Origin of the sequence: Neobacillus niacini, assembly GCF_048572935.1 — a bacterium.
GTDB lineage: Bacteria > Bacillota > Bacilli > Bacillales > Cytobacillaceae > Neobacillus > Neobacillus niacini.
The window spans coordinates 4352056-4364459 of record NZ_CP183883.1 but is presented as its reverse complement, the minus strand read 5'-3'; the positions used below and the strand labels follow the sequence as shown (position 1 = coordinate 4364459).

Genomic DNA, 12404 nt, shown 5'->3' with positions numbered 1-12404 from the left:
GAGGGGAAGATAAATTGTTTAGTGAACAAGTTGGTAAACGTTCCACGAAAGTGAAAAACGTCGTGGAAAGAGGTGCCGTCAAGAAATTTGCAGAAGCAATCGGAGATCTTCATCCCATTTATTTTGACGAAGAAACTGGGAGAAATTCACGATACAAAAACAATATTGCTCCGCCAACCTTTCCGAGGACCTTCGATTACGGGGTAATTGAGGGATTAAATCTGCCGGATAAAGGCTTAATCCACGGGGAGCAAACCTTTCATTACAATCGTCCGCTAGTCGTTGGTGAGGAACTTCTTTGTTACTCCGAAGTAAAGAAATACTTTGAGAAAAAAGGAAATTTTGGTGAAATGGGCTTTCTTGTCTTAGAGAGCTTTGGTGAAGATGCAGCGGGCAACGTGATATTTAGTTCAAAATCAACTATTGTTATTTCTGAAGCAGTGAGGAAGGTGCTGACAAAGTGAATACACTTACACAATTACAAGTAGGTGAATCGGTAAAAGAAATTCAGTTAGACCCGGTCTCACGGATTGATTTAATTAAATATGCAGGTGCCTCCGGCGACTTTAATCCGATTCATACGATAGATGAGGAAGCCAAAAAAGCTGGATTACCAGGGATTATTGCACATGGTATGTGGACAATGGGTAATCTAGCAAAGATTTTTACACCTTATTTTGAAGAGGGCTTTGTTCAGGATTATTCCATTCGATTTAAAGGAATGGTCTTTTTAAATGATGTGATTACCCTAAAAGCAATCTTAAAGGAATCAGTAGATAATATACTGCGCTTTCAGGTTCAGGCTGTTAACCAAAATGGAAATGAAGTTTTAAAAGGTGAAGTTTTATTTAAACAATACTAGTGTTTGATTACCCAGCCAGATGAAAGGTCCATCCTATTGGCTGGGTTTATTACTATTCAATATAGCAGTTCTTAGCGGCCGAAGTGCATGTGTTGGGTTAATCCGGCTAGTTTGCAGCTACCTAAGACAAAAGGGGGATAGACTGTGAAGGATATTGTAATCGTGAGTGCTGTACGAACACCAGTAGGGCGATATGGCGGTGCATTAAGAAGCCTAAATTCTGGAGATTTGGCTTCAATTGTCATCAAAGAAGCCATCAAGAGGGCAGGAATTGCGGCAAACCAAGTGGATGAAGTAATACTAGGAGAAGTAAGGCAAACCACAGAGAGTTCGAATGTTGCGAGAGTTGCCGCATTACGTGCTGGTGTTCCAGAGACAGCTTCTGCTTTTACTGTAAATCGTCTTTGTGCCTCCGGGATGCAGGCGATCGCATCTGCAGCTCAGCAAATTACGCTTGGACACGCAAATATAGTCATTGCAGGCGGAACAGAAAGCATGAGCAATGCTCCCATTTATCTGAGGAATTCTCGATTTGGAGGTGACAATACAAAACTCGTTGATTCTAACACTGAAGTGGGTCAACAGCCCACTGAGCAATATGGAAACCTTCTTAGTATGGGAATCACCGCAGAAAACGTTGCAGAACGATACTTCATAACCCGTGAAGAACAGGATGCTTTCGCGGTAGAAAGTCAGCGACGTGCTGCCATTGCGATTGAAAGAAATCGACTTGCTGCGGAAATCGTGCCGGTTGAAGTGAGAGTAAAAAAGAATACTACATTAGTTACAGTTGACGAACCGCCTCGACCCGAAACAACGATTGAAACCCTTGCTAAGCTTAAGCCTGCTTTTAAAGAAAATGGAACCATTACAGCAGGCAATGCTTGTGGCAGAAATGACGGTGCCGCAGCGATGATATTAACCTCATTACAACATGCAAAGTCATTAGTGATAACACCCATGGCTCGAATCGTGGATTGGGCAGTTACAGGGGTTTCACCTGAGGTAATGGGAATTGGACCAGTATCAGCAGTGAAAAAGCTATTGGAACGTACGAATCTTACACTTGAGGATATTGATTTAATTGAATTAAACGAGGCTTTTGCCTCCCAGGCGGTAGCTGTAATTCGAGAATTAAATTTAGATATTGAAAAAGTAAACGTCAATGGCGGTGCGATTGCACTCGGACATCCACTTGGCGCTACCGGGGCAAAAATTATGACGACTTTAGTGTATGAATTGATTCGTCGTCAGCAAAATAGAGGAATCGCTGCCCTTTGTGTCGGCGGTGGCCAAGGAATGGCAATAATGGTTGAAAGAATATGAAAATCAACCATTGATCATAGAAGCCTTGGCTCAGTAGTAAAAGGAAAACGTTTAGTAGTTTAATATACAAATATAAAGAGATAACTGCTGCGTGTTACTGCGGGAGTAAGCAGGCTTATGAACATATTATCCAAATGGTAACGTGAAATTTGGCGGAAAAATGATATTGAATGTTATAAATATTTTGTATATTATGTCCTTAGTAACATACCAACTAGTTAGTATGTGAATCTACTAATAGAGAGAATAAAAATGGCAATAGGAGGAAACGTCAATGCATGTTAAAAATTTATTTGATTTAACAGGTAAGGTTGCAATTGTTACAGGCGGTGGACGGGGACTTGGCCAGCAAATTGCTGAAGGGTTTGCGGAAGCCGGTGCCAATGTAGTGGTATGTTCTAGGAAAATTGAGGCTTGTCAGGAGGTAAGTGAAGGGTTAAAGAAAATCGGCGTGGAGAGTCTTGCTATAAAATGCGATGTAACCAATCCAGAGGATGTTCAAAATGTAGTTGACCTTACAATAGAAAGGTTTGGAAGAATCGATATCCTGGTAAACAATAGTGGTGCGACTTGGGGGGCCTTAGCGGAAGAGATGCCTCTCGAGGCTTGGAAGAAAGTAATCGACGTCAATGTAACGGGAACATTCCTTATGTCACAGACTGTGGGAAAAGTAATGCTTGAGCAGAAATCAGGAAAAATCATAAATATTGCCTCTGTAGCAGGGCTTAAGGGAAGTAATCCTAACTATATGAATGCGATTGGCTACAATACTTCTAAAGGAGCAGTCATTACGTTTACAAAGGATTTAGCGGTTAAATGGGGCCCGCACGGAATCTATGTAAATGCAATAGCTCCAGGTTTTTTTCCTACAAAAATGACAAAAGGATTGCTAGACAAAGTCAGTGAAGGAATTCTTGAAGGAACTCCTTTGCGTAAGTTTGGTTCAGATACAGATTTAAAAGGAGTTGCACTATTCCTAGCGGCACCAGCCTCTGATTTTATCACAGGGGACATTGTTGTCGTGGATGGCGGCGCACATGCAATGTAAATAATAGTCTAATAGAGGGGGTGATAATGCAAGGAAATGACAGCGTTTACACAAAAGTGGTGTAGATACTCTAAATTTAGAACAGCTTTTCTAATAGTTCCTTAAAAGGAGTTGGTTGGTGAAGTGAGGCTAAGTGATTTGCTTGAAACAAACATAAGTCAATTTGGCGAGTATCCTTTTTTACATTTTAATGAAAAGCAATATTCCAACATTGAATGTAAGATGTTTGCTGACCAGTTCGCAAAAGGGCTCCGTCACCGTGGTATTGCTCAGGGTGATAGAGTCATTGTTTGTATGCCAAACTGTCCAGAAGTTATCTTTGCTTATCAGGGGATTACAAGAGCGGGTGCTATTATCGTACCTGTTATGTTCACCCTCCATCCAAAAGAATTGTATTATATTGCACTTAATTCTGGGGCAAAAGCAGTGATTACCTCCTCACTTGTTCTAGTAAATGTTGAAAAATCACTTGAGGGGTTACCTTTTCAACCATTATTGATTGTTGTGGATCAGCCCTCAAGTGAAAAAAGGTTAAACTTTTATGAAGTAAAAGGTGAGGGTTCTTTTGCTTCTGGCAGTATGGCAAAGGATGATGACACCGCTGTTATTCTTTACACGTCTGGTACTACAGGTAATCCGAAAGGTGTTCAATTAACTCATAAAAATTTAACGAGTAACGCTCAAAATTCAATAAAGCATAATGACCTTGAACGTGGAACAACGATTGGCGTTCTGCCGCTTGCACATGTTTATGGGCTGACCATTTCTAATATTTGCTTATCCGTAGGCAGCTCGATTGTCATTTTTTCCACCTTTGACACAAGAGAAGTTTTGAAAGCGATTGAAAAATATAAGGTAAAAACCTTTTCGGCGGTACCAGCGATGATTCATGCATTAGTATCCAATCCTTATGCTGATCAATATAACACCTCCAGCCTTGAGTCAGTAAGCTCAGGTTCTGCTCCGCTTCCTGTCGCCTTGCTGCATGCTTTTGAAAAAAGGTTTGGTGCTAAGGTGTACGAAGGCTACGGTTTATCGGAGGCTGCTCCTATTGTGACAGCTCATAAAGATGGAATTGAAATTAAACCTGGCTCTGTAGGAATCCCGATTCCGGGCGTAGAGGTGAAAATTGTTGCTGACAATGGTGACGAGGTACCTTGTGGAGAGGTTGGGGAGCTTTGTGTGCGCGGCGAAAACGTAACACCAGGCTATTATCAAAATGTTGAAGAATCAAGACGAGTCCTGATTGATTCCTGGTTACATACGGGTGATATGGCACGAATGGATGATGAAGGGTATGTCTATATTGTTGACCGCAAAAAGGACTTGATTATTCGCGGCGGCTTTAATGTTTATCCGCGTGATGTTGAAGAAATTTTAAATACGCATGAAACAGTATCCGAAGTCGCAGTTGTTGGTGTTCCTGATGAAAAGATGGGTGAAGAAATGGTTGCCTGCGTAGTGGTGAGACCAGGAGCTTCAGTAACAGAAGAAGAATTAATTCGCTATTGTCAGGAGCATTTAGCAAAAAACAAAACTCCTAGAAGAATTGTCTTTTTTGAGACATTGCCAAGGAACGGTGTTGGAAAAATTTTAAAAACCCATTTGCGGAAAACAGTTACAGAAATAGAGATGAAGTACTAGGAGGTCTATATGACAGAGAGAAAAATGTTAACGACAAGTAATAGAGGATTATTGGAGGATTCATTCCCTTTCCGTTTATATCAAAAAGCAAAAAGGTTAGGAACTTGGAACCCCGCTGACATTGATTTTAGTCAGGATGCGCATGACTGGAAAAAACTTAATACTGATCAGCAGGAAGATATTCTCCGTTTGATTTCACAGTTTCAAGCAGGGGAGGAAGCCGTGACACTAGATCTGCTCCCCTTAATCATGGCCATTGCAAAAGAAGGGCGTCTCGAGGAAGAGATGTTTTTAACCACATTTTTATATGAAGAAGCCAAGCATACCGAATTTTTCCGGTTAGTATTAAATGCAATTGGTGAAAGAGGCGATTTATCACATTTCCACACAGATACGTATAAAAAAATCTTCTATGAACTTCTTCCAACTACAATGGAACGTCTTGTGACGGACCAATCTCCAGCAGCAATAGCCGAAGCCTCCGTTGTGTATAACATGTTTGTCGAAGGTGTCTTAGCTGAAACGGGCTATTATTCCTTTTATCAAGCGTTAGAAAATGCTCGTATCATGCCAGGTCTCTTAGAGGGCATTGGTCATTTGAAAAAGGATGAGTCCCGGCATATTGGATATGGCACATTCCTGCTTCAACGTTTAATTTGTGAGCACCCTCATCTCTTTGACTACGTAGCAGCAAAAATGACAGAACTGACTCCATTAGCGTTAAGGTTAAATGAAGAAGGTATAGCAGGAAGGGAGGTAAGTGCATTTGGCGGAGATCCCGCATTGGTGATGGAGTTTACGCTTAGACAACTGTCAGTAAGAATGGATATCCTCGCACGTGCAAAAGGCAAAAAAATCGAAGAGATTTATAGATTCTCAGATAGCGAACTAGGTGTTTTATAAGTTAAAATCGCCTTTAAGATTTTAACAACAATCTACACAAAATTAGCCTTTATTAAAAAGGAGGAACGAAAATGACAGTAAAAGTCGAAGTTCAACAATTTCCGCTGTTTATAAATGGAAAGTGGGAACCTGCAAGTAATCAAGAAACTTTTGATGTCTTTAACCCCGCCACTGGTGAGCTTGTAGCAAAAGTGGCAAAAGGTACCTCAGCAGATGTAGATCGTGCAGTTCAGGCTGCAAGAGATGCGTTTGACAACACCGAATGGAAAAGTATGAATCCGAAAGACAGAGCCAAAGTACTCTATGCGATTTCCTATCAAATTGCGGCGCATGCGGAGGAACTGGCATACTTAGAAGCAATTAGTTCTGGCGGTACAGTACGCCGAATTGGCAATAGTGATATTTTACAAATGGTGGATTTGTTCCAAACACTTGCAAATTTTACGTTAGAATATCCGTTCTCCGAAACCTTGCCGGTGCCGCCATTTCCAGGACCCGCACATAACTTTGTCTGGAGGGAACCAATTGGAGTTTGCGCTGCGATAACACCTTGGAATTTACCGATGGTTATTGCAACCTGGAAAATTGCTCCTGCGTTAGCAATGGGGAATACAGTTGTGATTAAGCCAGCAAGCTATACCCCGTTATCCACTCTTAAGCTGGCTGAAATAATCTCTAATGTTGTGCCGCCAGGTGTTATTAACGTAGTTACTGGTCCTGGGGCTGAAATTGGTGAAGCGCTGGTTCGTCATCCGAAGGTAGATAAGGTTGCCTTTACTGGTTCAACAGAAGTAGGAAGAAGAATTATGGGATTGGCTTCCGAAACCATTAAAAAGACAACCTTGGAGCTAGGCGGGAAGTCACCAAACATACTTTTAGAGGATGCGGATTTAAGTATCGCTCTCCCAGGCAGTTTGTTTGGAGTATTCTTACATTCTGGTCAGCTGTGTGAGAGTGGAACCCGTTTGTTTGTACCAGATTCCTTATACGATCAAGTTGTTGCCGGTCTGGTTGCATTAACCAGCAAGTTGAAGCTTGGAAATCCGCTAGATCCGATGACAGATGTAGGACCAGTTATTTCTAAAAAACAAAAAGAGACCATTCTTTCTTATATTGAGGCTGGTATACAAGAGGGGGCAACCCTTGTTTGCGGCGGCAAGGAAGTGAAGGTTTCAGGCTGTGAAGATGGATATTTTGTAGAGCCTACAATTTTTACTAATGTAACCAATGATATGAAAATTGCACAGGAAGAAATTTTTGGACCAGTGTTATGTGTAATCAGATATTCAGAATTAGATGAAGCGATTAAGATGGCCAATGATACGATATATGGTTTAGCTGCAGGTGTTTGGACACGTGATGTCAATAAAGCCTATGAAGTGGCAAGAAAACTGCAGGCAGGTGTGGTTTGGATAAATGACTGGCATATGCTTAGAAGCGATGCTCCATTTGGCGGTTATAAACAAAGCGGGATTGGCAGAGAAATGGGACAGCAATCACTAGACGCCTATACACAAACAAAGCATGTACACACTTCCATGTCTCCGGAGCTTGAAAGACGCAACTGGTATGGCATTCTGTTTGGCCAAAACTAATGAAGAGGTGAAGAATATGAAAACATCCTTATCACAGTTTATGCTTCGCACGGGTATTTACAGCGGTTCAAATTCTAGGGCTATGGTACCGAGCTTGTTTGCAGGACTAGGTGCAAAAAGAGTTGTCCTTTTAAGTGACAGAGGGCTTGAGGCAGCAGGTGTCGTCCAAAAGGTTGCAGAAATATTTCAGTTAACTGGTCATGGAAGCGGGCCACAGTTAGTTGGCCAGTTTCTAGACATCTCTCAGGATGCAGAAAGCCGCTGTATTAATGATGCTGTCCGTTATGTAAAAGAAGTAGGCGGAGACGCCCTGCTGGCAGTTGGCGGGGGCAGTGTTCTTGATACAGTAAAAGGGGTAAAATATGCACTTCATAAAGGATTATCCGATATAAAGGATGCCATACCAGGCGGACTGCTATATGAACAATTCCCTAAGGCAAACTATATTCCGATTCCGCATATTGCGATACCAACAACTGCGGGTACAGGGTCAGAGGTTTCACCGATAGCGGTTATTTTCAATGAAGAGATTCAAATGAAGACTAATATCATTAATCCATTCATTAATGCCGATATGGCAATTCTTGATCCTGATTTAACCGTCGGACTTCCTCCATTCATCACGGCTTTTACTGGTTTTGACGCTTTAACACACGCAATCGAAGCCCTTGCTTCGCCAACCGCAACAGCGCTTACAGACGCTCATGCCCTTCATGCAATTCGGTTAATTGAAAAAAATCTTCCAGTCGCTGTAGCGGATGGGACGAATTTAGGTGCTCGAATGGATTTATTGCAAGCCAGTTTAATGGGGATAACTGCCTTTAGCTTTGCCTTAAATGCTATACCGGTACACAACCTGGCACACGCCTACGGTGCATTATTCCGCATTCCACATGGATTGGCAAATGCCGTCTTCCTGCCTATTGTGATGGAGATGATTCCTGCGTTATACCTGCCAAAGGTAAACGAACTTGCTTCTGCATTGGACGTTGAGGTCAAAGGGGAAACTGCTGAAGCAGCATTAGCAAAGGTTGTGGAAAAGATACGTTTGCTTCAGCACAAGGTTGGACTCCCTTCCGATTTCAAACAATACAATATTTCTGAAGAAAATCTCGCACAAACGGTGCCAGCGGTGATGAAAGACCCGGCAGCACTTAGCTTCCCAATGCCAAAAGAATTAATTGCAGCGATAGGACAAAGGGTTGTCCCTCTTGGAGTAAAATAAATATAGTGACCCAGCCAGGAACATGTTCATTCGTCGGCTGGGTTTTAATTTTTTTTTTTGAATACTGGGTAAGAATGGGATATAATTTTCGTTAGGGTCAAACTCAGTAATGGAGCTTGTCTACATATATTAATACGATTAGGAGTCAAAAAAATGGAAAAAGTACTTATTTTCGGCCACAAAAACCCTGACACAGATACGATTTGTTCTGCAATTGCCTATGCAGATTTGAAAAAACAACTTGGGATGGATGTAGAACCAGTACGCCTGGGAAGCGTGAATGGTGAGACACAATATGCTTTGGACACGTTCAAGGCAGAGGTACCACGTTTAGTGGAAAATGTAGCTTCTGAAGTGAATTCAGTTATTTTAGTTGATCACAATGAGCGCCAGCAAAGTGCTAATGATATCGCTGATGTTCGCGTTTTAGAAGTAATCGACCACCATCGTATCGCTAACTTCGAAACAAGTGATCCTTTGTACTATCGTTGTGAGCCAGTAGGCTGTACAGCAACCATCTTAAATAAAATGTACAAAGAAAATGGCAAGGAAATCAAAAAGGAAATTGCCGGTCTTATGCTATCAGCGATTATTTCAGATTCATTGCTGTTTAAATCTCCAACTTGCACAGCTGAAGATGTAGCGGCTGCGAAAGAATTAGCTGAAATTGCAGGTGTTGACGCACAAAGCTACGGCTTAGAAATGCTAAAAGCAGGTGCAGATTTAAGCGATAAAACGATTGAACAATTAATCACACTGGACGCTAAAGAATTCGAAATGGGTTCTAGTAAAGTAGAAATTGCACAAGTTAATGCAGTTGATACGGCAGAAGTGCTTGCACGCCAAGCTGAATTAGAAGCTGCGATCAATAAAAATATTGAAGAAAAAAATCTAGACTTATTCTTATTTGTGGTAACAGATATTTTAACAAATGACTCTGTTGGTTTAGCATTAGGCAGTAAAACCAATGCAGTTGAAAAAGCATACAATGTTACTTTAGAGAATAATACAGCCGTTCTTAAGGGCGTAGTTTCCCGTAAGAAACAAATCGTCCCAGTTCTAACGGATATATTTAATCAAGGGATTTGATTAATAAGGAAAACCGTTCTTATTTTATAGGAACGGTTTTTTAAATTTTTAGGCTGTGTTCATTTAACTGCTGATATTGCACCCTGTTGATTGGAACGGAAGGCACGAAGACTCCTCTAAAATGCTATCGCATTTTCTTCGTGCGTGGCCGGATTCGAGGAGGAATTTCATGTCTCATGTCCTGCGGGAGTACGGGGCTGGGGAGACCCCACAGGCACTTTAGCGCCGAGGAGGCTCCACGGCACGCCCTAAGGTGCGCGAAGTGCCTCGTGTCAGGCAAAGAACGCCTGTCACTGCGGTGATTATTCAAAGAAGCTTTCCTTAGTGGAGTGGAAATCAACAGGCCAAATTTTATAGTGAAAACTACTACGTTGACTGTACAGTTTTGGTTATGGTAGTATTATATAATAATAGAAAGGGGTGAGTAGGTTGGGAAGTTGTATCGTATTGGTGAAATAGCGAAATTAATGAATATCTCTAAAAGAACAATCGATTATTACACCCAAATAGGCTTACTTAACCCTATTCGGACGGACTCTAATTATCGATTGTACGGAGAAGACTGTATTCAAATCATGCATTTAATTGAACACTATAAAAATCTTAATATGCCACTTGAGGAGATAAAATCTTCAATTGAATTAATTAAGATGGAAAACTGTGTGGATAAGCAAAAGGTAGAAAAGCATTTTGAACAGATTGGGATCCTAATGCGTCACCTAAAGGAAGAAATTGAAGCAATCGAACCAATTCTTGACAAACTAAACAGCGGACAGAAAGAAATGGTTAGAAATAAATTATCTTCTCAAGGTGTACCTTTAGCTCAAACCTTATTATTATTACTAAGTTAACTTACATTTACAAAAACCAGGAGGTGTATTCCTTACTCATTCTTTGAGTAAGGAGACCATTGACCATTATTAACTTGATTGTGATTGCTATTTTAATTGGCTTTACGGCATTCTTCGTGTCTTTCGAATTTGCCATCGTAAAAATCCGTAGTACACGAATTGATCAGCTCGTAGGAGAAGGCGATAAAAAAGCAATTGCGGCTAAGAAAATTGTTTCAAATTTAGATGAATATTTATCTGCTTGTCAATTAGGTATTACTGTTACGGCTTTAGGATTAGGTTGGCTGGGTGAACCAACCGTTGAACATTTACTACATCCATTGTTTACACATTTAAACATACCTGAATCAGCAGCAGGAATCTTATCTTTTGTTATTGCTTTTGCGTCCGTAACCTTTTTGCACGTTGTAGTTGGTGAACTTGCACCCAAAACGATTGCGATTAATAAAGCAGAGGCAGTTACATTATTTTTTGCAAAACCAATGATAATTTTTTATAAAATAATGTATCCATTTATTAAAACGTTAAATGGTTCTGCGCGTATCATTGTTGGACTCTTTGGTTTGAAGCCTGCTTCAGAATATGAAGACGCGCACTCAGAAGAAGAACTTCAATTAATTATCTCTGAAAGCTACAAAAGCGGTGAAATCAATCAGTCTGAATACAAATATGTAAATAATATATTTGAGTTTGACGATCGTATCGCAAAAGAAATTATGGTGCCGCGTACGGAAATCGTCGCTTTTGACAAATCACAAACATTAGAAGAATGTTTGGAAATTGTGAAAGCAGAAAATTATACAAGATATCCGGTTATTGATGGTGAAAAAGATAACATAGTCGGTATGTTGAATATGAAGGAAGTATTGACTGATTATATTAGCGGTAAAAACCTCGATACTTCAATTGAAGAATATACACGTCCGGTGATTCAGGTTATCGAATCAATTGCCATTCATGATTTGTTAGTTAAAATGCAGAAAGATCGCGTTCATATGGCAATTTTAATGGATGAATATGGCGGTACAGCTGGTTTAGTTACGGTTGAGGATATTCTGGAAGAGATTGTCGGGGAAATTCGTGATGAATTTGACGAAGACGAAGTACCGGAAATTAATAAAATCAGTGAGCATAAAACAGTTGTGGATGGGAAAGTTCTAATTGATGAAGTAAATGATTTATTTGGTCTTGATATTCATGATGAGGAAATGGATACCATTGGTGGATGGATTCTTTCCGAAAAAATGGATGTAGTCGAAGGTGATAAAATTGAATATGGTGATTATGAATTTAAGGTTGTTGAAATTGATGGTTACCACATTAAATTATTAGAAATTGTGAAATTGATGAAACACGAATCAATTGCTTAAATCTTCCCCTCTTGTCTATAAGGCAAGAGGGGTTTCTTTTTGGTATAAAGCAAGATAGGTTATCGTTTTCTTTCTATAGTATTTACGGAGAAAAAATGGGCCTGGTCTGTAAACTCTGATTCGGAACGAAAGCTGCAATTTATTCGTCTAATGAATAAAAGGTGCTGGAAGGGTTGAGGTTATGCTGTTCTTTGTGTTTTTTCTTATCGGGTTTGTCATTCCGTTTTTATTAATAAAGATTAAACCAAGCTGGATTGTTTGGGCGCCATCATTTGTTTTATTTCTAGCTGCCATTGCTTTTTATGGAAAGGCAGAGTTTTTCCCTGGTGAGGGAATGGCCGATTTGGCGGAGCGTCTTTATTTTATCATCTTTGGAATTACCGCCATTGGCTCGATTGTGGGCGGATTGATTGTTCATTTTTTCAGAAATAAATAAACTTCATTACCCGAGTCAGGTCCCTAAGTATGGATTTGGCTTTTTCTAATTGGCC

At 40.4% G+C, this 12404-nt stretch carries 12 protein-coding genes; all 12 read left to right on the top strand.

All coding sequences use genetic code 11. The annotated features are described in order from the left end of the window. Positions 1-14: 14 nt before the first annotated feature. Positions 15-464, top strand: a complete 450-nt coding sequence (locus ACN6MT_RS21585) for a MaoC family dehydratase N-terminal domain-containing protein (RefSeq protein WP_419887984.1) — start codon at positions 15-17, stop codon at positions 462-464. Continuing rightward, entirely contained in the window at positions 461-862 is a 402-nt protein-coding gene (locus tag ACN6MT_RS21580; RefSeq protein WP_419887983.1) for a MaoC/PaaZ C-terminal domain-containing protein, read from the top strand. The genes ACN6MT_RS21585 and ACN6MT_RS21580 overlap by 4 nt, the downstream gene beginning before the upstream one ends. Positions 863-1006: 144 nt before the next feature. Next, the gene (locus ACN6MT_RS21575) at positions 1007-2188 is read left to right on the top strand and encodes a thiolase family protein (RefSeq protein ID WP_419887982.1); all 1182 of its coding nucleotides are present in this window, start codon (positions 1007-1009) and stop codon (positions 2186-2188) included. Positions 2189-2462: 274 nt separating this feature from the next. Then, positions 2463-3236, top strand: a complete 774-nt coding sequence (locus ACN6MT_RS21570) for an SDR family oxidoreductase (RefSeq protein ID WP_419887981.1) — start codon at positions 2463-2465, stop codon at positions 3234-3236. Between the two features lie 123 nt (positions 3237-3359). Then, positions 3360-4880 carry a long-chain-fatty-acid--CoA ligase gene (locus ACN6MT_RS21565; protein ID WP_419887980.1) on the top strand — a complete coding sequence of 507 codons (1521 nt, stop codon included), beginning with the start codon at positions 3360-3362 and terminating at the stop codon, positions 4878-4880. A 9-nt stretch (positions 4881-4889) separates the two neighbouring features. Then, entirely contained in the window at positions 4890-5783 is an 894-nt protein-coding gene (locus ACN6MT_RS21560; protein ID WP_419887979.1) for a R2-like ligand-binding oxidase, read from the top strand. 71 nt (positions 5784-5854) lie between these two features. Further along, complete coding sequence (locus ACN6MT_RS21555; protein ID WP_419887978.1) at positions 5855-7378, top strand: aldehyde dehydrogenase family protein; 1524 nt, start codon at positions 5855-5857, stop codon at positions 7376-7378. Positions 7379-7394: 16 nt separating this feature from the next. After that, positions 7395-8603, top strand: a complete 1209-nt coding sequence (locus tag ACN6MT_RS21550; RefSeq protein ID WP_419887977.1) for an iron-containing alcohol dehydrogenase — start codon at positions 7395-7397, stop codon at positions 8601-8603. Between the two features lie 153 nt (positions 8604-8756). After that, a complete protein-coding gene (locus ACN6MT_RS21545) occupies positions 8757-9692 on the top strand; it encodes a manganese-dependent inorganic pyrophosphatase (protein WP_419887976.1) in 936 nt (311 codons plus the stop codon). 437 nt (positions 9693-10129) lie between these two features. Further along, positions 10130-10543: a MerR family transcriptional regulator gene (locus tag ACN6MT_RS21540; protein ID WP_063252324.1), complete on the top strand. Its 414-nt coding sequence runs from the start codon at positions 10130-10132 to the stop codon at positions 10541-10543. Between the two features lie 59 nt (positions 10544-10602). Further along, positions 10603-11913 (top strand): hemolysin family protein, encoded by a 1311-nt coding sequence (locus ACN6MT_RS21535; RefSeq protein ID WP_063252327.1) that lies wholly within the window; start codon positions 10603-10605, stop codon positions 11911-11913. Positions 11914-12094: 181 nt separating this feature from the next. Further along, positions 12095-12349, top strand: a complete 255-nt coding sequence (locus tag ACN6MT_RS21530; RefSeq protein ID WP_419887975.1) for a hypothetical protein — start codon at positions 12095-12097, stop codon at positions 12347-12349. The last annotated feature ends 55 nt before the right edge of the window (positions 12350-12404 follow it).

Coding starts and splice junctions, on each gene's coding strand:
- ACN6MT_RS21570 (WP_419887981.1), top strand. CDS start 2,463: ATGCATGTTAAAAATTTATTTGATTTAACAGGTAAGGTTGCAATTGTT.
- ACN6MT_RS21560 (WP_419887979.1), top strand. CDS start 4,890: ATGACAGAGAGAAAAATGTTAACGACAAGTAATAGAGGATTATTGGAG.
- ACN6MT_RS21555 (WP_419887978.1), top strand. CDS start 5,855: ATGACAGTAAAAGTCGAAGTTCAACAATTTCCGCTGTTTATAAATGGA.
- ACN6MT_RS21550 (WP_419887977.1), top strand. CDS start 7,395: ATGAAAACATCCTTATCACAGTTTATGCTTCGCACGGGTATTTACAGC.
- ACN6MT_RS21545 (WP_419887976.1), top strand. CDS start 8,757: ATGGAAAAAGTACTTATTTTCGGCCACAAAAACCCTGACACAGATACG.
- ACN6MT_RS21530 (WP_419887975.1), top strand. CDS start 12,095: ATGCTGTTCTTTGTGTTTTTTCTTATCGGGTTTGTCATTCCGTTTTTA.